General features: G+C 66.3%; 17 protein-coding genes. 7 read left to right on the top strand and 10 right to left on the bottom strand.

Going from position 1 to position 23,130, the window contains the following annotated elements:
- Nucleotides 1-3: 3 nt before the first annotated feature.
- The 3 genes from HL671_RS16415 to HL671_RS16405 all read right to left on the bottom strand — a co-directional run bounded on the left by HL671_RS16415 (nt 4) and on the right by HL671_RS16405 (nt 4,646).
- Nucleotides 4-1,881: an extracellular solute-binding protein gene (locus tag HL671_RS16415; RefSeq protein ID WP_210263926.1), complete on the bottom strand. Its 1,878-nt coding sequence runs from the start codon at nt 1,879-1,881 to the stop codon at nt 4-6.
- Nucleotides 1,878-3,722, bottom strand: coding sequence for an extracellular solute-binding protein (locus HL671_RS16410; protein WP_012046867.1), 1,845 nt, complete (start codon nt 3,720-3,722; stop codon nt 1,878-1,880). Before HL671_RS16410 ends, HL671_RS16415 begins: the two co-directional genes overlap by 4 nt.
- Nucleotides 3,723-4,097: 375 nt before the next feature.
- Nucleotides 4,098-4,646, bottom strand: coding sequence for a c-type cytochrome (locus HL671_RS16405; RefSeq protein ID WP_012046868.1), 549 nt, complete (start codon nt 4,644-4,646; stop codon nt 4,098-4,100).
- 255 nt (nt 4,647-4,901) lie between these two features.
- On the opposite strand from HL671_RS16405, the gene HL671_RS16400 reads away from it, so the two are divergent.
- Both HL671_RS16400 and HL671_RS16395 read left to right on the top strand, forming a co-directional pair.
- On the top strand, nt 4,902-5,642 hold the full coding sequence (locus HL671_RS16400) for a 3-deoxy-manno-octulosonate cytidylyltransferase (RefSeq protein ID WP_172237004.1): 741 nt from the start codon (nt 4,902-4,904) through the stop codon (nt 5,640-5,642).
- A gap of 21 nt (nt 5,643-5,663) precedes the next feature.
- On the top strand, nt 5,664-6,524 hold the full coding sequence (locus tag HL671_RS16395) for a prephenate dehydratase (protein ID WP_012046870.1): 861 nt from the start codon (nt 5,664-5,666) through the stop codon (nt 6,522-6,524).
- A 172-nt stretch (nt 6,525-6,696) separates the two neighbouring features.
- Here the strand turns inward: HL671_RS16395 and HL671_RS16390 are convergent, their stop codons facing one another.
- The gene (locus HL671_RS16390; protein ID WP_172237003.1) at nt 6,697-7,716 is read right to left on the bottom strand and encodes an LLM class flavin-dependent oxidoreductase; all 1,020 of its coding nucleotides are present in this window, start codon (nt 7,714-7,716) and stop codon (nt 6,697-6,699) included.
- Between the two features lie 369 nt (nt 7,717-8,085).
- On the opposite strand from HL671_RS16390, the gene metF reads away from it, so the two are divergent.
- From metF to HL671_RS16365, 5 genes are all read left to right on the top strand, one after another.
- Nucleotides 8,086-9,003: a methylenetetrahydrofolate reductase [NAD(P)H] gene (gene metF / locus HL671_RS16385; RefSeq protein ID WP_012046872.1), complete on the top strand. Its 918-nt coding sequence runs from the start codon at nt 8,086-8,088 to the stop codon at nt 9,001-9,003.
- Entirely contained in the window at nt 9,003-12,866 is a 3,864-nt protein-coding gene (gene metH, locus HL671_RS16380; protein WP_172237002.1) for a methionine synthase, read from the top strand. The genes metF and metH overlap by 1 nt, the downstream gene beginning before the upstream one ends.
- A 324-nt stretch (nt 12,867-13,190) precedes the next feature.
- Nucleotides 13,191-14,324 (top strand): ABC transporter permease, encoded by a 1,134-nt coding sequence (locus HL671_RS16375; protein ID WP_012046874.1) that lies wholly within the window; start codon nt 13,191-13,193, stop codon nt 14,322-14,324.
- Complete coding sequence (locus HL671_RS16370; protein WP_012046875.1) at nt 14,321-15,040, top strand: ABC transporter ATP-binding protein; 720 nt, start codon at nt 14,321-14,323, stop codon at nt 15,038-15,040. Before HL671_RS16375 ends, HL671_RS16370 begins: the two co-directional genes overlap by 4 nt.
- Entirely contained in the window at nt 15,037-16,059 is a 1,023-nt protein-coding gene (locus HL671_RS16365) for an HlyD family secretion protein (protein WP_012046876.1), read from the top strand. The genes HL671_RS16370 and HL671_RS16365 overlap by 4 nt, the downstream gene beginning before the upstream one ends.
- A gap of 255 nt (nt 16,060-16,314) precedes the next feature.
- Here HL671_RS16365 and HL671_RS16360 read toward each other — a convergent pair whose 3' ends face one another.
- The 6 genes from HL671_RS16360 to pimC all read right to left on the bottom strand — a co-directional run bounded on the left by HL671_RS16360 (nt 16,315) and on the right by pimC (nt 23,082).
- A complete protein-coding gene (locus tag HL671_RS16360; protein WP_172237001.1) occupies nt 16,315-16,947 on the bottom strand; it encodes a glutathione S-transferase family protein in 633 nt (210 codons plus the stop codon).
- A 201-nt stretch (nt 16,948-17,148) separates the two neighbouring features.
- A complete protein-coding gene (locus tag HL671_RS16355) occupies nt 17,149-17,742 on the bottom strand; it encodes a GNAT family N-acetyltransferase (RefSeq protein WP_172237000.1) in 594 nt (197 codons plus the stop codon).
- A 2-nt stretch (nt 17,743-17,744) separates the two neighbouring features.
- Nucleotides 17,745-19,247 (bottom strand): glycerol kinase GlpK, encoded by a 1,503-nt coding sequence (gene glpK, locus HL671_RS16350; RefSeq protein ID WP_012046879.1) that lies wholly within the window; start codon nt 19,245-19,247, stop codon nt 17,745-17,747.
- Nucleotides 19,248-19,578: 331 nt separating this feature from the next.
- A complete protein-coding gene (locus HL671_RS16345; RefSeq protein WP_172236999.1) occupies nt 19,579-20,352 on the bottom strand; it encodes an SDR family NAD(P)-dependent oxidoreductase in 774 nt (257 codons plus the stop codon).
- 252 nt (nt 20,353-20,604) lie between these two features.
- Nucleotides 20,605-21,747, bottom strand: a complete 1,143-nt coding sequence (gene pimD / locus HL671_RS16340) for a pimeloyl-CoA dehydrogenase small subunit (protein ID WP_172236998.1) — start codon at nt 21,745-21,747, stop codon at nt 20,605-20,607.
- Nucleotides 21,748-21,891: 144 nt separating this feature from the next.
- Complete coding sequence (gene pimC / locus HL671_RS16335; protein WP_012046882.1) at nt 21,892-23,082, bottom strand: pimeloyl-CoA dehydrogenase large subunit; 1,191 nt, start codon at nt 23,080-23,082, stop codon at nt 21,892-21,894.
- Between the last annotated feature and the right edge of the window lie 48 nt (nt 23,083-23,130).

Here is a 23,130-nt window from a genome sequence, read left to right as displayed (position 1 = left end):
GAACTACTTCGCTTGCTCCAGCTTTGCGGCCTTGGCGGCATCGTACCACCAGATGTCGGGGGCGCCCACGCCGGATGCGTATTTCGGCGGCTTCGGCGGGTGACCGAACTGATCCCAATAGGCGATCGGATGGGTCTGGCGATACCATTGCGGTATCCAGTAATGGCCGGCACGGAACACGCGATCCAGCGCGCGGCAGGCGAGCGTCAGTTCACCACGGGTGTCCGCGCCGATCGCCTTGGCGACCAGCGCATCGATCGCGGGATTGCTGATGCCGGCGAGATTGTACGAGCCCTTGGTCTTGGCCGCGTCGGAGGTGAAGTACGGCCTCAGGCTGTCGCCGGGGGTCGGCGACATCGACAGCCGCTGCACCGTGATGTCGAAATCGAAATCCTCGACCCGCGCGCGGTATTGCACCGCATCGACGATGCGCAGGTCGGCATCGATGCCGAGCGTCTGCAGATTCTTGATCAGGGTGCCGTGATGCGGCTTGAACGACACCTCGTCGATCAGGAACTCGATGCTGAAGACCTCGCCCGATGGCAGCAGCCGCTTGCCGTCCTTGACCGGAAGACCCGCCTGCTGCAGCAGTTGCGTGGCCTTGCGGAGCATCGCGCGGTCCTGGCCCGAGCCATCCGAGACCGGCGGCACGAACGGTTCGCCGAAGACGTCGTCAGGCACCTGGCCGCGGAACGGCTCCAGCAGCTTCAGCTCCTCCGGCGAGGGCGGCCCGACGGCGACCATGTCGGAGTTCTGGAACGGCGACACCGTGCGCGCATAGGCGCCGTACATGATGGTCTTGTTGGTCCATTCGAAATCGAAGGCGTAGGTTAGCGCCTGGCGGACACGGGGGTCCTTGAACTTGTCGCGGCGGGTGTTGACGAACCAGCCCTGGCCGCCCGACGGCGTCTCGTCCGGCAGCAGCTCGCGCTTGACGCGGCCGTCCTTGATCGCCGGGAAATCGTAGCGCGTCGCCCAGATGCGCGAGGTGAACTCCTCGCGAAACAGATAGCTCTTGGCGGTGAAGCCCTCGAAGGCGACGTCGCGATCACGGTAGAATTCGTAGCGCACACTGTCGAAATTGTAGAGGCCGCGGCTGACCGGCAGGTCGGCGGCCCACCAATCCTTGACGCGCTCGAACTCGACGTAGCGGTTGATCTCGTATTTGCCGACCTTGTACGGCCCCGAGCCGAGCGGCACGTCCAGCGGATTCTCGTCGAAGGCACGGTTCGCATACCAGGCCTTGGAGAAGATCGGCAGGGTGACGACGTAGAGCGGCACGTCGCGGGCGCGCTTCTCGACGAAGCTGAGCACGACGGTCGCGTCATCGAGTGCCTCGGCCGTCACGAAGTCGCGCAGCTGCACGACGATCAGCGGGTGGCCCTTCTCCTTCAAGGTGTTCAAGGACCACGCGACGTCGTGCGCCGTGATCTTCGAGCCGTCGTGGAAGCGCGCCTCGGGCCGCAAGGTGAAGCGATAGGTCAGCTTGTCCGGCGAGATCGCCACGGACTTCGCGACCAGCCCATACACCGCATCCGGTTCGTCGGTCGCGCGCACCATCAGGGTGGCAAACGTCATGTCCATGCCCTGCGCGCCCTCACCCTTGAGGACGTAGGCATTGAAGGAATTGAACGTCTGATAGGACTGGTTGTAGGCGCGCACCGAGGGGATCAGCGAGAACATCCCGCCCTTCGGCGCGTCCGGATTGACGTAATCGAAATGAGGGAAGTCGGCCGGATATTTGAGGTCGCCGAACGCCGACATGCCGTGCGAGTCCGCGCCGAACTCCGCGGCCATCGCCGGCTTCAGCAGGGGAACGCCGAGCGCGCCGAGGCCAAGCCCGAGCACGCCGCGGCGCGACAGATGCGGGAGCCGGCTCAAGAGCGCTTCACCTTGGCAGCCTTGTCGGCGTCGTACCACCACAGCGTCGGCCAGCCGGTGCTGGCATATTTGGGGAACGGCTCGAAATGGCTGAAGCGGTCCCAGCGGGCGCTGCGCGCGAACGGATAGGTGAATTGCGGCACGACGTAGAAATTCCACAGCAGCACGCGGTCGAGCGCATGCGTCGCCGCTTCCAGGCTGGCACGGTCCTTGGCGAAGATGATCTTCTCGATCAGTTGGTCGATGGCCGGGTTCTTGATGCCGGCCGCGTTCTTCGAGCCCTGCTCGTCGGCCGCCTTGGAACCCCAGAAATCGCGCTGCTCGTTACCGGGCGACAGCGACTGGCCCCAAGTGTCGGTGATAATGTCGTAATCGAAGGTGCGAACCCTTTGCTCATACTGGACGTTGTCGACCTGGCGCACCGTCACGGTGACGCCGAGCCGCTCCAGCGACGGCTTGTAGAACAGCACGATGCGCTCGGACGAGGGATCCTGCACCAGCATCTCGATCGCGACCGGCTTGCCGGCAGGATCGACCAGCTTGCGGTCCTTGATCTCGTAGCCGGCGTCCTTCAGGAGCTTCGTGGCCTCGCGCAGATTGCCGCGCACGTTCTCCGGATTGCCGCCGACCGGGTTCTGGTAGGGCGTGGTGAACACCTCAGGCGGCACCTTGTCGCGCAGCGCCTCCAGCAGCTCGAGCTCCTGGCCCTGCGGCAGGCCCGAGCAGGCGAGATCGGTGCCTTCGAAATAGCTGTTGATCCGCTTGTACTGGCCGAAGAACAGCTGCTTGTTCATCTCCTCGAAATCGAACGCATAGTTGAAGGCGCGGCGCAGCCGGGCATCCTGGAATTGCGGGCGGCGCAGGTTGAACACGAAGCCCTGCATGCGGCCGGAATCGCGGACCGGGAATTCCTCCTTGACCGCGCGCTTGTCGACAATCGCCGGGAATTCGTAGGCGGTGGCCCACTGCTTGGCCGAGTTCTCGTTGATCCAGTCGGCCTGATCGGCCTTGAACGCTTCGAGGGCGACCTGGTTGTCGCGGAAGTACTCGTATTGCAGCTCGTCGAAATTGTTCTGGCCGATCCGGACCGGCAAATTGGCGCCCCAATAGTCCTTGACGCGCTCGACCTTGATCGAGCGTCCCGGCACGAAATCCTTGATCCGGTAGGGGCTGGACCCGAGCGGCGGCTCCAGGGTCGTGGCGGTGACGTCGCGCTTGCGCCCCTGCGCATCGGTGCCTTCCCAATAATGCTTCGGCAGCACGATCATCTCGCCGACGATGTGCGGCAGCTCGCGATTGCCCGGACCGTCGAAGGTGAACTTCACCTCGCGGTCGCCGGTCTTCTCGGTCTTGATGACGTGACGGTAGTAGGACGAGTAGAATGGGCTGTTCTTCTTCAACACGTCGAGCGAGAAGATGACATCCTCCGGCGTGACCGGCTTGCCGTCATGCCAGCGCGCCTCCGGGCGCAGCCGATAGATCACCCACGAATAATCGTCGGGGTAGGACGCCGCCTCGGCGAGCAGGCCGTATTCGGTCGAGATCTCGTCCTGCGACCGCGTCATCAGCGTCTCGTAGGGGAGCATCGCGGCCGCGGCGATGTTGCCCTTCACATACATCACGACGATGTTGAAATTGTCGAACGTCCCGAGCGAGATCATCCGGGCCGTGCCGCCCTTGGGCGCGTCGGGATTGACGTAGTCGAAGCGCTTGAAGTCGGCCGGGTACTTCACCTCGCCGAACAGCGACAGGCCGTGGCGCCAGACCAGTTGCTCCCCGGCCTGCGCCTGCGCGGCGTCGAGAGGGGCAAGGCTGGCGGCGGTGCCGAGCGCCGGGACCATCGCAGCGAAGGCGCTGCTCTGCAGGAGCTGTCGTCGGGTAATCGTCAAATGAGACTTCCTCTGAATAAGACCGCTGAGGAGCAGAGTCCGGCGGTGGACGCCCCTGCTCCCAGATCGAACGTTTGATCGTAACCCGTTTGGCGAGGGCGGGTTGCGCCGGCCGGGCAAGGGCGCCCGGAACCTGCGACCCCGTTCCATTCAGGGGACCAATATACGGCAAGGTTTCGACGAATAACCTTGCTTTTTCCTCATGATACCGGGTTGTGAACGGGACGGATGCGACCAAAGGTCCCAAATGGGGCGAAATTGGCCCGCCAAAGCAAAACGGCCGGGCTTGGGGCCCGGCCGTCGAAAGCCTGAGAGCTTAGCTTTGGATCACTTGGCCGCGGTCGGCAGCGGCGCCGGATTGTCCGACAGCGAGTTCAGATAGGCCAGCACGTCAGCCCGCTCCGAGTCCTTCTGGATGCCGGCGAAGCCCATCGCGGTGCCCGGGATGTAGCCCTTGGGGTTGGCGATGAACTGGTTCAGCGCGTCGATCGTCCAGGTGCCGCCCTTGGCCTTGATCGCCTGCGACCAGTTGAAGCCGCGGCCTTCGCCGATCTTGTCGCCGACGACGCCCCAGAGGTTCGGCCCGACGCCGTTCTTCTCGCCCTTCGCGAAGGTATGGCAGGCCGCGCACTTCTTGGCGGCGGCGGCGCCCTTCTCGACCGAAGCGGTCTGCAGCAGCTTCTCGATCGGCTCGGCGGCGGCCGGCGCAGCGCCACCCTTGGCGGCGCCCTCGCTCTCCTTGACGGCGATCTCGAAACCCGGCTTCTCGGGCATTTTCGGCGCGAACAGCGCGCCGGCACTGAAGCTCGTCACCAGCACGACCAGACAGGCAGCCAGGACGGCGCCGAGGATTTTGTTCAGTTCGAAGGAGTCCATTTTGGAATCAGGCTCCGAGGGCGGATTTCATTGCTTTTGAGGTCGCGGGGCCGCGACCGTGAATCGCCCCAGGACTCGAAGGCATCGAGACTCGTGAAGGCATCGAGCGGAATCGAGCCGTCGCGCCTCCCCCTGCGGCAGAAGTGAGATATCGGTTTGCCCGTGCTCTGGCAACCCGTATAAGCGGGCGGTTTTTACTGTCTCCACATCGTCCGGACGCGCTGTTGCGACCGGCTCCGACCTGCCGTTCCCCGGATGACCCAACCTAAGATCCTGGTGCTGATTCCTGCCCGCATGGCCTCCACCCGCCTGCCCGGCAAGCCGCTGCTCGACATCGCAGGCCTGCCCATGATCGTGCAGGTGCTCCGCCGCGCCCAGGAGGCCAATATCGGCCGGGTCGCTGTGGCCACCGATACGAAGGAGATCGCGGACGCGGTCATTGACCATGGCGGCGAGGCGGTGATGACCCGGCCGGACCATCCCTCCGGATCGGATCGGATCTACGAGGCGTCGTGCAAGCTCGATCCCGCTGGCGAAGCAGAGATCGTCGTCAACCTGCAGGGCGACTTCCCGACCATCCTGCCGCAGAACATCCGCGACGTGCTGCTGCCGCTGTCCGATCCGGCCGTGGATATCGCCACGCTTGCAGCCCAGATCCACACCGCCGAGGAGGACGCCGCGCCGAGCGTGGTGAAGGCGGTCGGCTCCCCGATCGGCGAGCGGCGACTGCGTGCGCTGTATTTCACCCGCGCCACCGCGCCTCACGGCGACGGACCACGCTACCATCATATCGGCCTCTACGCCTATCGCCGTGCCGCCCTGGAACGCTTCGTCAGCCTGCCGCCCTCGCCGCTCGAGCTTCAGGAGAAGCTGGAGCAGCTGCGCGCGCTGGAGGCCGGCATGCGGATCGACATCGGCATCGTCGATACCGTACCGCGGGGGGTCGATACCCCGCCCGATCTCGAAACCGCACGCCGGCTTTTGTCCAAGGCTTGAGCCGCTGCTACAAGGCCCGTCATGAGCAAGATCTTGAAAATCGCATTCCAGGGCGAGCCGGGAGCCAATTCCCACATCGCCATTTCCGAGGCCTATCCGACCGCAGAGGCCATGCCCTGCCCGACCTTCGAGGATGCGCTGAGCGCAATCTCCTCCGGCGAGGCCGATCTCGGCATGATCCCGATCGAGAACTCGGTCGCGGGCCGCGTCGCCGACATCCACCATCTGCTGCCGGCCTCCGGCCTCTCCATCATCGGCGAGTGGTTCCTGCCGATCCGTCACCAGCTGATGGCGCTGAAGGGCACCAAGCTCGCCGACATCAAGACCGTCGAGAGTCACGTTCATGCGCTCGGCCAGTGCCGCCGCATCATCCGCCAGCTCGGCGTCCGGCCGATCGTGGCCGGCGACACTGCCGGCAGCGCGCGGGACGTGTCCCAGCGCGGCGACAGGAGCGTTGCAGCGATTGCCTCGCGCCTGGCCGCGGAGATCTATGGCCTGGAAATCCTCGCCGAGGACATTGAGGACGAGGCCCACAACACCACCCGCTTCGTCGTGCTGGCGCGCGAGCCGCAATGGGCCGAGCAGAACTCCGGCCCGCTGGTCACGAGCTTCGTGTTTCGCGTCCGCAACCTGCCCGCCGCGCTCTACAAGGCGCTGGGCGGCTTCGCGACCAACGGCGTCAACATGACCAAGCTCGAGAGCTACATGGTCGACGGCAATTTCTTCGCCACGCAATTCTATGCCGATGTCGACGGCCATCCCGAAGACAAGGGACTCGCCTTCGCGCTGGAGGAATTGAAGTTCTTCTCGCGCGAGCTGCGTATCGTCGGCGTCTATCCGGCGCACCCGTTCCGTGCCACGTTCAGCGAACGGATGGAGTGACGCTCTGCTGCCGCCTCGGCGAAGGCCGGGGCCGACGACCGCCGGATCGAATGGTCGCAGCAAAGTCTCTCCTACCGCTGCCTCACCCAGACATCACGCGGAATGGATCCCGGGCCGGCGGCCAGGCAGCGCTGTTGCGCTGCCTGGCCTTGCCCGAGACGACGGCAAAAACTCACGCGGCCGCCTTCCGCTCCAGGCCGAAGGCGTCGGCGAGCAGGCTGTAGGAGCGCTTGCGGGCGTCGTGATCGAAGATCGCGGTGATCACCATCAGCTCGTCGGCCTGGCTCGCCGCGATCATCGGGTCGAGCTTGGCGCGCACCGTCGCCGGCGAGCCCACGAACAGGCGCGAGCGGTTGCGCGCGATCGAGGCGCGATCCGCGTCTGTATACGGATAAGCCGCCGCTTCCTCCGGGCTCGGCAGCGGCAGGAATTGTCCGCGGTCGCGCCGCAGGCGGTTCAGATCCATCGATGACGCGAGCCGCTCGGCCTCCGCGTCGGTCTCGGCCGTGACCACGGCCACCGCCAGGATGGCATGCGGCTGCGCGCGCCAGCGCGACGCCGTGAAATGCGCGCGGTAAGTGGTCATCGCATCGATCGCATCATGATTAGCGAAATGATGCGCGAAGCCAAAACCCATACCGAGCTGCGCCGACAGCTCGCTGGAATAGTCGCTGGAGCCGAGCAGCCAGATCGGCGGCAGCGGCGCATCGTCGGGCATCGCGATGACGTTGTTGTAGGGATGGCCGGCCGGAAACTCGCGGGTCTCCCACAACATCAGCTCGTGCAGCCGCTCCAGGAAGTCGTCGCCCTCGCGGCGGTCGAGCCGGCTCCTCAACGCATACGCCGTGGTGCCGTCGGTGCCGGGCGCCCGTCCCAGACCGAGATCGATGCGGCCGGGGAAGAGGGCTTCCAGCATCTTGAAGCGCTCGGCGACGACCAGCGGCGCGTGATTGGGCAGCATCACGCCGCCGGAGCCGACGCGGATGTGCTTGGTGGCGGCCGCGATCTGCCCAATCATGATGTCCGGCGACGGGCTCGCCACCGAGGGCAGGCTGTGATGCTCGGCCAGCCAATAGCGGACATAGCCGAGCCGATCGACATGGCGCGCCAGATCGATGCTGTTGCGCAGCGCCGCCGACGGAGGCGTCGCCGTGCTGGTGACCGAGAGGTCGAGGACTGAGAGCGGGATCATGCCGTCAACGTAGTGACTGCACCGCGGGCCACAATGGGCCAATCGCGCCGGTGACCTGCCGCAAACGCAGAGATTGGCTCGAATATGATTGGGACAGATCGCCTGTATACAATTTGATCTTTCCCTTGTCCCACACGCTCATTCGCGTAGGAATCGGCATTTTTGCTCACAAATCCCTGGCCTTAAGCATTCTCGTTTTGCCCAACGGCCAGTATTGCCGCCTTTCAAAACACATATCTCTCATAAAAGTGGGCAAAATCCCATTGTTGGTGGGCTGTATATTGCGTCGCACTTCCCCTATCTTGGCGGCTCCAAGGGACGATCCCCTCTTGAGTTGAAATTTACGCGCCATCGGGAAGCTGCGCCGCCATGACCGACCTCGCCACCGCCATCACCGACGGACATGCCGCGATCATCCGGCCGAAAATCTCCTTCGAGTTCTTCCCGCCGAAGACCGAGGAGATGGAGAGGACGTTGTGGACCTCGATCGAGCGCCTCGCCCCGCTGGAGCCGAGCTTCGTCTCGGTGACCTATGGCGCTGGCGGCTCGACGCGCGAGCGCACCCACGCCACCATCGCGCGCATCCTGAAAGAGACCGCGCTCTTGCCGGCGGCGCATCTCACCTGCGTCGGCGCCTCGCGCCACGAGATCGACGAGGTCGTCGACCGCTATCACGAGGTCGGCGTCCGCCACATCGTCGCGCTGCGCGGCGATCCGCCCGGCGGCATCGGCACGCCCTATTACACCCATGCCGAGGGCTATCAGAGCTCGCCCGAGCTGATCGCCGGCATCAAGAAGCGCCACCCCGACATCGAGATCTCGGTGTCGGCCTATCCGGAGAAGCACCCCGAGAGCCGCGACTTCGACGCCGACATCGACATGCTCAAGGCCAAGGTCGATGCCGGCGCGACCCGCGCCATCACCCAGGTGTTCTTCGACAACGATCTCTACTTCCGCTACCTTGATCGCGTCCGCGCCCGCGGCATCGACATTCCGATCGTGCCCGGCATCATGCCGATGCACAATTTCAAGCAGGCGCGCGGCTTCGTCACGCGCGCCGGCACCACGGTGCCGGACTGGCTGGCCGAGAAGTTCGACGGCCTCGATGACGATCCGGAGACCCGCAAGCTGGTCGCGGCGACCGTCGCCGCCGGCCAGGTGCACAAGCTCGCCAAGCATGGCGTCGACACCTTCCATTTCTACACCATGAACCGCGCCGACCTCGTCTTCGCGATCAGCCATCTGCTTGGCATCCGTCCGAAGTCCGCCAACAAGGCTGCCGCCTGATGTCCGCTCCCGTCTCGCCCGCGCGTACCGCCTTTCTCACGGCTGCCCGTGAGCGCATCCTGATTCTCGACGGCGCCATGGGCACGATGATCCAGGCGCTGCAGTTCGACGAGGCCGCGTTCCGCAGTGAGCGGTTCAAGGACTTCCATCGCGACCTCCGTGGCAACAACGACCTCTTGATCCTCACCCAGCCCGAGGCGATCGAGGACATCCACGCGCAATACCTGCGCGCCGGCGCCGACATCGTCGCCACCAACACGTTCTCCGCGACGTCGATCGCACAGGCCGATTACGATCTCTCCGACATCATCTACGAGCTCAACCGCGAAGGCGCCCGGCTCGCGCGCAATGCCGCGACCCGTGTCGCCGCCGAGGACGGCAAACGGCGCTTCGTCGCCGGCGCGATGGGCCCGACCAACCGCACCGCCTCGATCTCGCCTGATGTCTCCAACCCCGGCTACCGTGCCGTCACGTTCGACGACTTGCGCATTGCCTATGGCGAGCAGGCGCGCGGGCTGCTCGACGGCGGCGCCGACCTGCTGCTGGTCGAAACCATCTTCGACACGCTCAACGCCAAGGCGGCGCTGTACGCGATCGCCGAGCTGTGCGAGGCGCGCGGCATCGACGTGCCCGTGATGATCTCGGGCACCATCACCGACAAGTCCGGCCGCCTGCTGTCGGGCCAGATGCCCGAGGCGTTCTGGAATTCGGTGCGTCACGCCAAGCCGCTGACCATCGGCTTCAACTGCGCGCTCGGCGCCGAGGATTTGCGCGCCCATGTCGCCGACATCGGCCGCGTCGCCGATACCTTGGTCTGCGCCTATCCGAATGCCGGCCTGCCCAACGAGTTCGGCCAGTATGACGAGACGCCGGCCTACATGGCGCGGCTGATCGGCGAGTTCGCCCGCGACGGCCTCGTCAACATCGTCGGCGGCTGCTGCGGCACCACGCCGGACCATATCGCGGCGATCGCCGCCGCGGTCGCCCCGCACAAGCCGCGCGCCGTGCCTGAGATCGCGCCGCGGCTGCGGCTGTCGGGCCTGGAGCCGTTCGAGCTGACGCCGGAGATTCCGTTCGTCAATGTCGGCGAGCGCACCAACGTCACGGGTTCTGCCAAATTCCGCAAGCTGATCACCGCCGGCGACTACACCGCGGCGCTGCAGGTGGCGCGCGACCAGGTCGAGAACGGCGCCCAGGTCATCGACGTCAACATGGACGAGGGCCTGCTGGACTCGGAAGCCGCGATGCGGACCTTCCTCAACCTCGTCGCCGCCGAGCCGGATATCGCCCGCGTTCCGGTGATGGTCGATTCCTCGAAGTTCCACGTCATCGAGGCCGGCCTGAAATGCGTTCAAGGCAAGCCAGTCGTGAACTCGATCTCGCTCAAGGAGGGCGAGGAGAAGTTCATCCACGAGGCCAAGATCGCGCGCCGCCACGGCGCCGCCGTGGTCGTGATGGCGTTCGACGAGACCGGCCAGGCCGACACCTACAAGCGCAAGACCGAGATCTGCGCCCGCGCCTACAAGATCCTGGTCGAGCAGATCGGCTTCCCGCCCGAGGACATTATCTTCGACCCGAACATCTTCGCGATCGCCACCGGCATCGAGGAGCATAACAATTACGGCGTCGACTTCATCGAGGCGACACGCTGGATTCGCTCGAACCTGCCGCATGCGCATGTCTCGGGCGGCGTCTCCAATCTCTCGTTCTCGTTCCGCGGCAATGAGCCGGTGCGCGAGGCGATGCATTCGGTGTTCCTGTATCACGCCATCAAAGCCGGCATGGACATGGGCATCGTCAATGCCGGTCAGATGATCGTCTATGACGACATCGATCCCGAGCTGCGCCAGGTGTGCGAGGACGTCGTGCTCAACCGCGACCCCGGCGCCTCGGAGCGGCTGCTCGCACTCGCCGAAAAGTTCCGCGGCCAGGGCAAGCAGACCAAGGAGGCCGATCTCGCCTGGCGCGACTGGCCGGTCGACAAGCGCCTGTCCCACGCGCTGGTGCATGGCATCACCGAGTTCATCGAAGTCGACACCGAAGAGGCGCGCGCCGCGTCGACGCGGCCGCTCGACGTCATCGAAGGCCCGCTGATGGCCGGCATGAACGTGGTCGGCGATCTCTTCGGCGACGGCAAGATGTTCCTGCCGCAGGTCGTGAAATCGGCACGCGTGATGAAGCAGGCCGTGGCCTATCTGATGCCGTTCATGGAGGCCGAGAAGGCCGCCAACAAGGGCCGTGCCAATGAGCGCTCCAACGCCGGCAAGATCGTGCTCGCGACCGTCAAGGGCGACGTCCACGACATCGGCAAGAACATCGTCGGCATCGTGCTCCAGTGCAACAATTTCGAGGTCATCGACCTCGGCGTCATGGTGCCCGCCGCCAAGATTATCGAGACGGCGAAGACCGAGAATGCCGACATCATCGGCCTCTCCGGCCTGATCACGCCGTCGCTCGACGAGATGGCCTATCTGGCCTCCGAGATGGAGCGCCAGGGCCTCAACATGCCGCTCCTGATCGGCGGCGCGACGACGAGCCGCGTCCACACCGCCGTCAAGATCGACCCGAACTACCAAAGCGGCCCGGTGGTGCATGTCAACGACGCCAGCCGCGCCGTCGGCGTCGCCTCCTCGCTGCTGTCGGCGGAGCGCAAGGATGCCTATGCCGCCGAGATCCGGACCGAATATCAGAAGATCGCCGCCGCCCATCTGCGCGGCCAGGCCGACAAGAAGCGGCTGAAGCTTTCCGACGCCCGCGCCAACGCGCCGAAGATCGATTTCGCCAAAGCGAGGCCGGTCAAGCCGACCTTCCTCGGCGTCAAGACCTTCGCCGACTACGACCTCGCCGAGCTCGTGCCCTATATCGACTGGACGCCGTTCTTCCAGACCTGGGAGCTCGCCGGCCGCTTCCCGGCCATCCTCGACGACGCCAAGGTCGGCGAGGCCGCGCGCGCGCTCTATGATGACGCGCTCAAGATGCTGAAGCGCATCGTCGACGAGAAGTGGTTCACCGCGCGCGCCGCGATCGGCTTCTGGCCGGCCAATGCCGAAGGCGACGACATCGTGCTCTATGCCGATGACAGCCGCACCGAGCGGATTGCGACGCTGCATACGCTGCGCCAGCAGCTCGAAAAGCGCGAGGGCCGCTTCAACACCGCCCTGTCCGACTTCGTCGCGCCCGTGGGTTCGAGCGTGCCGGACTATGTCGGCGGCTTCGTGGTCACCGCCGGCCTCGGCGAGGACGCGGTGGCCGACCGCTTCAAGAACGCCAATGACGACTACTCCTCGATCCTGGTGAAGGCGCTGGCCGATCGTCTGGCCGAGGCGTTCGCCGAGCGGCTGCATGCCCGCGTCCGCCGCGAGTTCTGGGCCTATGCCCCAGACGAGGCGCTCTCGCCCGACGACCTGATCCTGGAGAAGTACCAGGGCATCCGTCCCGCACCGGGCTATCCGGCGCAGCCCGATCACACCGAAAAGGCGACGCTGTTCGAACTGCTGGATGCCGAAAACAACGCCGGCGTCCGCCTGACCGAGAGTTTTGCGATGTGGCCGGGCTCGTCGGTCTCGGGCCTGTATTTCGCCTCGCCGGAGAGCTTCTATTTCGGCGTCGGCAAGATCGAGCGCGACCAGGTCGAGGACTACGCCGCGCGCAAGGGCATGACCGTCACCGAAGTCGAACGCTGGCTGGCGCCGATCCTGAACTACATCCCGGCCCGCGGTGGCCAGGAGGCCGAGACATCACGCGCCACCACAGCCCCCGCTCCGGCCAACGACACCGCCCCCGCTGAACTCGCCGGCCACCCGCCCGGCTGCACCTGCGCGGTGCATCTCGCTTGGCGTAAGAAGGCCGTCGGCGCGAAATAGCCGGCGCTGCCTCGACATACACAGCCGTCGTCCCCGCGAACGCGGGGATCCCTGCCGCGTGATCTACCCCTCGTCGGCGGTGGCCGACATCGAGCGCCACAACAACTCCCTGTGGTTATAGGTCCCCGCGTTCGCGGGGACGACACCGCCTTTGACGCACTCTGGTCGGCGCGCATGAGGCACTCGCCGGCGTCCCTCCCCGTGTCCCCCGCGCCACGGCGGCTGCGAATGACAAAGCGCCACAGTGGCCGTCATGCGATGCAGCGTGGACATCTCCGCCGTAACCGGCTGAAATAGACCTGGGGCGTCGGGTGGTTGTCGTTCATGTCGCTGCAGTTCAGGCTTGCGTCGCGAAACCTGTTTCATGACAGGCTGCGCTTCATCGCCACCATCATCGGCATCATCTTCTCGATCGTGCTGGTGACCGTGCAGATGGGCCTCTATGTCGGCTTCCGCCTGATGGTCACGACCATGATCGACCACGCGCCGGCCGAGCTCTGGATCATGCCGGTCGGCACCAAATGTTTCGAAGACCCCTCGCTGCTCGACGAGCGGCAGCGGTTCCGGGCGCTGGCGGTTCCGGGCGTCGCCGAGGCCACGCCGCTGGTGATCGGCTACGCGCAATGGCGGCTGCCGCAGGGCACCACGACGCCGGTGTTCGTGGTCGGCTCGGAATTGCGCGGGCTCGGGCTGCATCCCTGGAACGTGGTCGAGGGCCGGCTCGACGACCTCTCGGTGCCCGGCGCCGTCGCGATCGACCAGACCTATTTCGAGCGGCTCGGCATCACCGGCGTCGAGCAGGCCGCCGAGCTGCGCGATCGCAAGGTGCAGGTGATGGCGGTCACCAAAGGCATCCGCTCGTTCACGACCACGCCTTACGTGTTCACCGATGTCGAGCGTGCACGCAGCTTTACCGGCATCGCACCGAACAAGGCGTCCTATCTGCTGGTGAAGCTCGCGCCGGGGGCGGACCTCTGGACCGTGCAGCAGGCGGTGCGCGCCAATCTGGCCGATGTCGAGGTGCTGACGGCCGCCGAGTTCGCCAGCCGCAGCCGCTCATTCTGGCTGTTCGGCACCGGTGCGGGCGCGGCGCTGTTCGCGGGCGCGTTGCTCGGCCTCATCGTCGGCACCGTGATCGTGGCACAGACGCTGTATTCCAGCACCAAGGATCACATCAACGAGTTCGCCACGCTGCGCGCGATCGGCTCGACCAGCCGCTACATCTACACGGTGATCATCTGGCAGGCGCTGCTCAGCGCCATCGTCGGCTTCGCCGGCGCCGCCGCGATCGGCAAGATCGTCGCGGCCGCGACCGCGGAATCGGCGCTGCCGGTGATCATGACGCCGCTGCTGACGGTCGCGCTGTTCGTCCTGACATTGACGATGTGCATCGGCTCGGCGATTGCGGCGATCGTGAAGGTGATGCGAATCGACCCGACCTTGGTGTTCTCGCGATGACCGAGATCGTGCTCGAGGCCACCGATCTCGTCCACCACCTCGGCCAGGGCGCCGGCCGGGTGCAGGCGCTGAAGGGCGTGAGCCTCGCGCTGAAGGGCGGCGAACTGGTGCTGCTGATGGGTCCGTCCGGCAGCGGCAAGACCACGCTGCTGTCGATCCTGGGCTGCCTGATGACGCCGGATGCCGGCACGGTGAAGGTCGGTGGCCAGGCCGTTGCGGCGCTCGATGCCGAGGCGCTGGCGAAGCTCCGGCGCGAGCGCATCGGCTTCATCTTTCAATCCTATCATCTGTTTCCGACGCTCAACGCCGAGGACAATGTCCGGCTCGCGCTCGACGTCCGCGGCGAGCGCGCGCGGGCCGCGAAGCTGGCGGCGCGCGAGGTGCTCGCCACGGTCGGTCTCGGCCACAAGCGCAAATCGCTGCCGCGCGAGCTCTCCGGCGGCGAGCAGCAGCGCGTCGCGATCGCCCGCGCCATCGTCGGCAAGGCGCAAGTCATTCTCGCCGACGAGCCGACCGGCGCGCTCGACACCGCCAACGGCCAGGCGGTGATGGCCCTGCTTGCCGACATCGCCAAGGACCCGGCACGCGCCGTGCTGGTGGTGACGCACGATCCGCGCATCCTGCCCTTCGCCAGCCGCGTCATCCATATCGAGGACGGCCGCATTGTCAGCGAGGAGAGCGGCGGCGAGTCCATGAAGAAGGTCTCAAACGCATGACATCGGCAGTTTCACATCGCACCGCCGCGCTCGGGCTGGTCGCGGCAGCGGCCTTCGCACTGGCCGTTGCACCGGCCTGGATCGCGCCACCGGCGCGCGCGGCCAATGCCCAGGACGAGCGCTGGCTCGCCGTCGCGCCCGGCCGAGTCGAGCCGGCCTCCGGCCTGATCAAGCTCGGCGCGCCCGTGGTAGCGCCGATCCTGGAGGTGCTGGTCAAGCCGGGCGAGACCGTGTTCGCCGGCCAGGCCTTGCTGCGCCTCACTGACGCCGAGGCCCGTGCCCAGCTCGCCAGCGCCGAGGCGCAGGCCGCGATGCGCAAGCGCGTGCGCAACAAGGAATCGACGCCGTCAGGCGCCGGGCCGCGGCGCCGCGCCGAGGATGGCGTCGCCGACGCGCAGGCGGCAGTGTTCGACGCGCGCACAGCGCTCGACAAGGCGGTGGCCGAGCGGCGGGCGGGACGCGGCGCGGATGGTGATGTCGAGAGCGCGCGCACGCAGCTCGCCAATGCGCAGGCCAAGCTCGAGCAGCAGGCCGACGAACTGCGCAAGGTCACCGCCGATGCACCGCTGCCGGTCAGCGTCGAGGGACAACTCAATGTCGCGCGCAGCGACCTTCAGGGCGCCCGCGCGACCCTGGAGAAGCTCACGATCCGCGCGCCGCTCGACGGCACCGTGCTGCAGGTCAATGCGCGCGCCGGCGAGATCGCCGCGCCGCAAGCGACCCAGCCGCTGGTGCTGCTCGGCGACATGTCGGCGTTGCGCGTGCGCGCCGAGCTCGACCAGCGCGACCTCGACAAGATCAAGGTCGGCCAGCAGGCCGTGGTCCGCTCCGACGCCTTCCGCGGCCGCGATATCGCCGGCAAGGTCGCAAGCATCGCGCCGCTGGTCGAGAGCAGCCGCACGGCTGCGCTCAGCCAGCGCAACATGACCGACGTCGACGTCGTCGAGGTGCTGGTCGATCTCGCTGAGCCGGGCCCATTCGCGGTCGGCATGAAGGTGGATGTGTATTTCAGGCCGTGAGCCTAGCGTGGCCGGCGTTCAATGATCGCCGTAGGCTGCGCCGCACGCTCCCCTGCTCACCCTCCCCTGGAGGGGAAGCGTCGCTCGCACGCAGAGCGGGCGAGCGGGGTGGGGTGAAGCCACGGGCGACGGCGGATGTGGAGAGATCACCCCGCCTCTCGTTTCGCTGCGCTCATCGTGAGGCGCCCCTCCCCCTCCAGGAGAGGGTGAGCAGCGAGCCGGAGGCGGTCGTCCACCGTCTCCAAACTCGCCACCTCAATCGCCGCTCGGCGGGGCTAGCGGCTGCACGATGTCCTGGAATGCCGGCAGCGCTTCGCACGTCGCCGCGTGAGCCGCCAACGCCGGATAGCGCGTCTCATCAAACAGATGCGGATGTGCCTCCGACGTGAAGCGGAGAACGCAGGCGACGGCGATGTCGGCGTGGCCGATGTGCTCGCCATACCAATAGTCCGTGGTCACGCCCGCGCGCTCGACCTCCAGCATCGAAAGCACGCCGGAGATCTGCGTCTCGCAGCGCGCCACCCATAGCGCCAGGCGGTCCTTGCGCAGCACGCGCTCGTAGATCAGGCTGACGGCCTTGTCGCCGAGCCCGGTCGCGAGCGCGATCGTGTGCAGCTGTTTCCGGCGCAACGGCCCGTGCGGCGCCAGCATCGCGCGCTCCGGCCCGACGGTCTCGTCGAGATGATCGAGGATCGCGGCCGAATCGATCAGCGCCTCGCCATCGTCGAGCACCAGCACCGGCACGCGCAGCAGCGGATTATACGTCGCGATCTTGTCGGCATCACCGAAGGTCGACCACGGCCTGTGCTCGAACGGCAGGCCATACAGCCGTAGCGCAATCGCAGTGCGGCGGACGAAGGGCGAGTCGTACTGGCCGATCAGGAACATGGCGCGTCCTCCTATGCGCGGCATTGAAGCGCCATTTGCGGCTGCTGTCACCCGCATTGGCTCACGCTCTCCGCTGTCATGGCCGGGCTGGTCCCGGCCATCCACGTCTCTCGCGACGCCGAACATGGATGCCCGGGTCAAGCCCGGGCATGACGACCGAGATTGGAGCTTCGCGATCGGTTCATCACGGGCAGGCCCGACCTAGCCGAGCAGCGGCACATGCGCCGCGACATTGCGCGGCAGGGTGCCGTCGAGCCGCGGATCCGGGGCAAGCTCGATCTGGCGACGATACGGGCGGAAGCCGCAACGCTGGTAGAAGGCCAGCGCGCGCGGATGATCCAAGCTGCAGGTGTGCACCCAGAGCCGCGTCAGCGGCTGCGCCCAGGCGCGCTGCAGCGCGCGGTTCATCAGCAGGCGGCCGGCCCCGGTGCCGATCAGCTTCGACGTGACGCCGAACAGCACCAGCTCGCACTCGTTCTTGTTGCGGAAGTCGAGCTCCAGCAGGGCCTCGTCGCCGCTATCATGCGCCAGCGTGTAGATCTCGACGCCGTCAGCGCGGATAGTGGCGGCGAGCTCGGCGTCGTTCATCCGCAGGCGCTGCGACCACAGCCATTCGCGGCCGACGCGGCTGTAGAGGTCGCGGTACCAGTCGAGACCGGGCTGCGCGACGCGGCGAACGCTCCAGTCGCCGGCCGGATCGGGCGGCAGCACTGGTGGCGCCAGCATCTCGAGCGAAGTCACGATCGCGGCGATCTTACCGAGCGGGATATCGAAATAACCGTCAGGAATGGACATCCCTACTCGCCCTCGTCGCTCGCCAACACGCCCTTCACCGCGCGGGCCCAGCCGGCCAGCTTGCGCTGGCGCGTGGCCGCGCTCATCGCCGGCTTGAAGCGATGCTCCAGCCGCCAATTGTCGGCGAACTTTTCCGGCTCCGGATAGACGCCCGCATTGAGGCCGGCGAGATAGGCGGCTCCTAACGCGGTGGTCTCCTGGATCATCGGACGGTCGACCGGCGCGTCGAGCAGGTCGGCGAGGCGCTGCATGGTCCAATCGGAGGCGGTCATGCCGCCGTCGACGCGCAGCACGATGGTGGCCGCCGACGCATCTGGCCAGTCGGCGCGCATCGCCGCCCACAGATCATAGGTCTGGTAGCAGACGCTCTCCAGCGTCGCATGCGCAAGCTCGGCCGGGCCGGTGTTGCGGGTCAGCCCGAACAGCGCGCCGCGCACGCGCGGATTCCAATACGGCGCCCCCAAGCCGACGAAGGCCGGTACCAGATAGACCGACTGCATCGAATCGGACTTGTCGGCGAGCGGGCCGGTCTCGGCGGCATGTTTGATGATGCCGAGCCCGTCGCGCAGCCACTGCACCGCCGAGCCGGCGACGAAGATCGAGCCTTCGAGCGCGTAGGTCCTGACGCCGCCCAGCTGATAAGCGATGGTGGTCAGCAGCTTGTTGTTCGACTTCACCGGCGTGGCGCCGGTGTTGAGCAGCGCGAAGCAGCCGGTGCCGTAGGTCGACTTCATCATGCCGGGCGTGAAGCAGGCCTGGCCGATGGTCGCCGCCTGCTGGTCGCCGGCGATCCCTGAGACCTTGATCGGACCGCCGAACAGGTCCGGCGTGGTGGTGCCGAACTCGGCGGACGAGTCCTTCACCTCGGGCAGCATCGAGCGCGGCACGCGCAGGAGCTTCAGCAGCGTGTCGTCCCACTGCCCGGTGTGGATGTTGAACAGCAGCGTGCGCGAGGCATTGGTGGCGTCGGTCGCGTGCACCCGCCCCCCTGTCAGGCGCCACAGCAGGTAGCAGTCGACAGTGCCGAACAACAGCTCGCCGCGCTCGGCCCGCTCGCGCGCGCCCGGAACGTGGTCGAGGATCCAGGCGACCTTGGTGCCGGAGAAATAGGGATCGATGATCAGGCCGGTCTTGGCGCTGACATCCGGCTCGTAGCCGTCGGCCTTGAGCTTGGCGCAAATGTCGGCGGTGCGGCGGTCTTGCCAGACGATGGCGCGGTGGACCGCCTGGCCGGTGGCGCGGTCCCACACCACGGTCGTCTCGCGCTGGTTGGTGATGCCGATCGCGGCGATGTCCTTGGCCTTGATCCCGGCTTTGTCCAGCGCGTCGCGGCAGGTCATCACCGTCGAGGTCCAGATGTCCTCCGGCTCGTGCTCGACCCAGCCCGAGGCCGGGAAATGCTGCGGGAATTCCTGCTGCGCGACCGCGGCGATCGAGATGTCGGAGCGGAACACGATCGCGCGCGAGGACGTGGTGCCCTGATCGATGGCCAGCACGAAGGACATGGGGGTTTCTTCCCGGGAAGTTGACGACGTTGGCGACAAGCAAGCGGATTGGGACGGGAAGGTCAAGGAGGTTGGGGTCACGCGCCGCCCGCACGCTGCAGCGGAAGTCGGCTCCGCTGCGCATGACTGCGCCCTCGCCCCTTGTGGGAGAGGGCTACACTGGCGGACGCTCCAAGCTCATTCGGGTGAGGGGTTGGTGCCACACTTGAGCTCTGAGTATGAGGAGAGACCCCTCACCCGGTTGCGCTTCGCGCAACCCCCCTCTCCCGCTCCAGGCAATCGCTACGCGATGGCCGCGAGGGAGAGGTGCAGACGTCGTGTGGATGGACGACTACACCGCCGCCGTGGTCACGCCGCCGTCGACGACGATGGTCTGCCCCGTCATGAAGGTCGAGGCGTCCGAGGCGAGGTAGGCGACGGCGCCGGCGATCTCGTGCGGCTCGCCGATGCGGCGCAGCGGCGTGGTGGCGCAGCGCTGCTTCAAGCGGGCTTCGTCCTCCCACAGCGCGCGGGCGAAGTCGGTCTTGATCAGGCCGGGCGCGACGCAATTGATGCGCACGCCCTGCGGGCCCCATTCGCCGGCGAGGCTGCGGCACAGCGCGAAGTCGGCCGCCTTGGAGATGCCGTAGGCGCCGATCACGGTCGACCCGCGCAGCCCGCCGATCGAGGACACGATGATGACGGAGCCTTTGCCGCGCGCCGCCATCGGCGGGATCGCCTTGGCGCAGAGCCAGAGATTGCTCTTGACGTTGGAGGCCATGATCTTGTCGAAGGCCTCGTCGGAGATATCGAGCAGCGGGCCGTAATACGGATTGACCGCGGCGTTGCAGACGAGGATGTCGACCTGGCCGTATTGCTTGACGGCGCCGTCGATCAGCGCGTCGACCTCGGCGCGGCGCGAGATGTTGCAGGGAATGACATGGGCCTCGCCGCCATGGGCGCGGATGCCGTTCGCGACCTCCTCGCAGGCCTCGGCCTTGCGGCTGGAGATCACGACCTTGGCGCCGAGCTGCGCGAGCAACTCAGCCGACGCGCGGCCGATGCCGCGGCTCGAACCGGTGATGACGGCGACCTGTCCGGCGAGGTTGAAGGGGTTGGGGGTCATGTTCTGCTCCTCCGCAGCGGCCTCGAAGCCCGGATGAGCGCAGCGACATCCGGGGTCTCACGAGCTGCCGAGATGAACCCGGATGTCGCTGCGCTCATCCGGGTTACGAAATCTGGCTCCGCCGTCATTGCGAGCGAAGCGAAGCAATCCAGGGCCTCACNTGCGAGCGAAGCGAAGCAATCCAGGGCCTCACGCGCGACTCTGGATTGCTTCGTCGCTTCGCTCCTCGCAATGACGGAGGAACCTGTCGACCTAGATCAACCCACCCGCCTCGCTGACGCGGCGCATGTGGTAGTCGGTGTCGCCGAAGGTGGTCTCGATCATCGTCAGGCGCTTGAAGTAGTGGCCGATCTTGGCCTCCATGGTCATGCCGATGCCGCCATGGAGCTGGATCGACTGCTGGCCGACGAACTTGCCGGACTTGCCGATCTGCACCTTCGCCGCGGCGATCGAGGTCGCGCGCTCCTTGGCGTCGTCGAATTCGGCGGCCATGGTCGCGAACATCGACATCGAGCGCGCCTGCTCCAGCGCCACGAACATGTCGGAGGCGCGGTGCTGCAGCGACTGGAACGAGCCGATCGCGACACCGAACTGCTTGCGCGTCTTGATGTACTCGACCGTGGTCTTGAGCGACTCGTCCATCAGGCCGACGGCCTCCGCGCACAATGCGATGCGGGCCTCGTCGACGACGCGCTCGATCAGCGGCAGGCCGTTCGCCGGGTTGCCGATCACGCTATCAGCACCGACCTCGACGCCGGTGAAGCTGATGTCGGCGGCGTACAGGCCGTCCTGGGTCGGATAGCCCTTGCGGGTGACGCCCTTGGCGCCGGCCGGCACGATGAACACGCCGATGCCGCTCTTGTCGCGCTGGCCACCAGCGGTGCGCGCGGTCACGATCAGGGTGTCGGCATTCTCGCCATTGAGCACGACGAACTTCTCGCCGTCGATGACATAGCCATCGCCCTTCTTCTTCGCCGACGTCGCAACGTCGAACAGGTCGTAGCGCGACTGCTTCTCGAGCTGGGCGAAGGCGAAGGTCTTGCTGCCGTCGATGATGCCCGGCAGATGCGCGGCCTTCTGCGCCGCCGAGCCGCCATGGCGCAGGAATCCGCCGGCGAGCACCACGGTCGCGAGATACGGCTCGAGCACGAGCGCGCGCCCCATCGCCTCCATCACGATCATGGTCTCGACGCCGCCGGCGCCGAAGCCGCCGTCTTCCTCGGAGAACGGCAGGCCGAGCAGGCCCTGCTCGGCGAGCTTGGACCAGATCGCTTTGCTCCAGCCGCCCTTTTCCTTCATGTACAGCTTGCGCTTGTCGAAGTCATAGGCATCCGCCAAGAGGCCGTCGATGCTGTCCTTGAGGAGGCGCTGCTCCTCGGTAAGATCAAAATCCATTGGTTGACTCTCCAATATCCCCATTCTCCGTCATGCCCGCGCTTGTCGCGGGCATCCACGTCGCGCCTTCGCGGGCTTCGCGTGGATGGCCGGGTCAAGCCCGGCCATGACGGCGTGCGTTATCGAAGCGCTGCGGCTCAAACCTCAGAGCCCCAGCACCGCCTTGGCGATGATGTTGCGCTGGATCTCGTTGGAGCCGCCGTAGATCGAGACCTTGCGGTTGTTGAAGTAGCTCGGCGCGATCTGGGCGGTCCAATCCATGGTCTCGTTGCTGTCGTCGTCGCCATGGACGTCGTAGGGCGCGGCGAACGGGCCGATCACCTCCATCAGCAGTTCGGTCGTGGTCTGCTGGATCTCGGAGCCCTTGATCTTCAGCACCGAGGAGGCCGGGTTGGGCTTGCCCTTGCCGTGCTTGCCCTCGTCAGCGACGACGCGCAGCTGCGTCAGCTCGAGCGCCTTCAGCTCGACCTCGCAGGCCGTGAGCTTCTCGCGGAACGACGGATCCTCCAGCACCGGACGACCGCCGGATTCGACCTTCGCCGCCAGCTCCTTGATGCGGCGGATGCGCTCCTTGGAGACGCCGACCCGGGCAATGCCGGTGCGCTCATTGCCGAGCAGGAACTTGGCGTAGTCCCAGCCCTTGTTCTCCTCGCCGATCAGGTTCTCGTAGGGCACCTCGACGTCGTCGAAGAACACCTCGTTGACCTCGCGGCCGCCGTCGATGGTCTGGATCGGACGCACCGTGACGCCCTTCGACTTCATGCTGAAGACGATGAAGGAGATGCCCATCTGCTTCTTGGCGGAGGGATCGGTGCGGCACAGGCAGAAGATCATGTCGGCGTGCTGGGCGAGCGTCGTCCAGGTCTTCTGGCCATTGATGATCCACTTGTCGCCGCGGCGCTCGGCCTTGGTCTTCAGCGAAGCGAGGTCGGAGCCCGAACCCGGCTCCGAGAAACCCTGGCACCACCAATCGTCGACATTGGCGATGCGCGGCAGGTACTTCTTCTTCTGCTCCTCATTGCCGAAGGTGTAGATCACCGGGCCGACCATGCTGACGCCGAACGCGAGCGGCTGCGGCGCAGGATAGGCCTGCAGCTCCTCGTTGAAGATGTAGTGCTGCACCGAACTCCAGCCGGTGCCGCCATATTCCTCCGGCCAGTGCGAGACGCCCCAGCCCTTCTTGTTGAGGATGCGCCACCAGGTCACCATCTCGTCCTTCGACAGATGGCGGCCCTCGATCATCTTGCGGCGCGTCTCCGGCGGGACATTGTCCCTGAAGAACTGCCGCACTTCCTCGCGGAACGCCTGCTCTTCCTTCGTGAATGCAAGATCCATCGGATCCTCCCGTGTGTCTATAAGACTCGATATATCCGCGGAGGCGGT

This window comes from Bradyrhizobium denitrificans, from assembly GCF_013179005.1.
GTDB lineage: Bacteria > Pseudomonadota > Alphaproteobacteria > Rhizobiales > Xanthobacteraceae > Bradyrhizobium > Bradyrhizobium denitrificans.
This window is presented reverse-complemented; position numbering and strand designations above follow the sequence as displayed.

What these genes read in the sequence shown, in the direction of transcription:
- HL671_RS16410 (WP_012046867.1), bottom strand. Translation starts at nt 3,722, where the DNA reads ATGGTCCCGGCGCTCGGCACCGCCGCCAGCCTTGCCCCTCTCGACGCC.
- HL671_RS16405 (WP_012046868.1), bottom strand. Translation starts at nt 4,646, where the DNA reads ATGGACTCCTTCGAACTGAACAAAATCCTCGGCGCCGTCCTGGCTGCC.
- HL671_RS16400 (WP_172237004.1), top strand. Translation starts at nt 4,902, where the DNA reads ATGACCCAACCTAAGATCCTGGTGCTGATTCCTGCCCGCATGGCCTCC.
- HL671_RS16395 (WP_012046870.1), top strand. Translation starts at nt 5,664, where the DNA reads ATGAGCAAGATCTTGAAAATCGCATTCCAGGGCGAGCCGGGAGCCAAT.
- HL671_RS16390 (WP_172237003.1), bottom strand. Translation starts at nt 7,716, where the DNA reads ATGATCCCGCTCTCAGTCCTCGACCTCTCGGTCACCAGCACGGCGACG.
- metF (WP_012046872.1), top strand. Translation starts at nt 8,086, where the DNA reads ATGACCGACCTCGCCACCGCCATCACCGACGGACATGCCGCGATCATC.
- metH (WP_172237002.1), top strand. Translation starts at nt 9,003, where the DNA reads ATGTCCGCTCCCGTCTCGCCCGCGCGTACCGCCTTTCTCACGGCTGCC.
- HL671_RS16375 (WP_012046874.1), top strand. Translation starts at nt 13,191, where the DNA reads ATGTCGCTGCAGTTCAGGCTTGCGTCGCGAAACCTGTTTCATGACAGG.
- HL671_RS16370 (WP_012046875.1), top strand. Translation starts at nt 14,321, where the DNA reads ATGACCGAGATCGTGCTCGAGGCCACCGATCTCGTCCACCACCTCGGC.
- HL671_RS16365 (WP_012046876.1), top strand. Translation starts at nt 15,037, where the DNA reads ATGACATCGGCAGTTTCACATCGCACCGCCGCGCTCGGGCTGGTCGCG.
- HL671_RS16360 (WP_172237001.1), bottom strand. Translation starts at nt 16,947, where the DNA reads ATGTTCCTGATCGGCCAGTACGACTCGCCCTTCGTCCGCCGCACTGCG.
- HL671_RS16355 (WP_172237000.1), bottom strand. Translation starts at nt 17,742, where the DNA reads ATGTCCATTCCTGACGGTTATTTCGATATCCCGCTCGGTAAGATCGCC.
- glpK (WP_012046879.1), bottom strand. Translation starts at nt 19,247, where the DNA reads ATGTCCTTCGTGCTGGCCATCGATCAGGGCACCACGTCCTCGCGCGCG.
- HL671_RS16345 (WP_172236999.1), bottom strand. Translation starts at nt 20,352, where the DNA reads ATGACCCCCAACCCCTTCAACCTCGCCGGACAGGTCGCCGTCATCACC.
- pimD (WP_172236998.1), bottom strand. Translation starts at nt 21,747, where the DNA reads ATGGATTTTGATCTTACCGAGGAGCAGCGCCTCCTCAAGGACAGCATC.
- pimC (WP_012046882.1), bottom strand. Translation starts at nt 23,082, where the DNA reads ATGGATCTTGCATTCACGAAGGAAGAGCAGGCGTTCCGCGAGGAAGTG.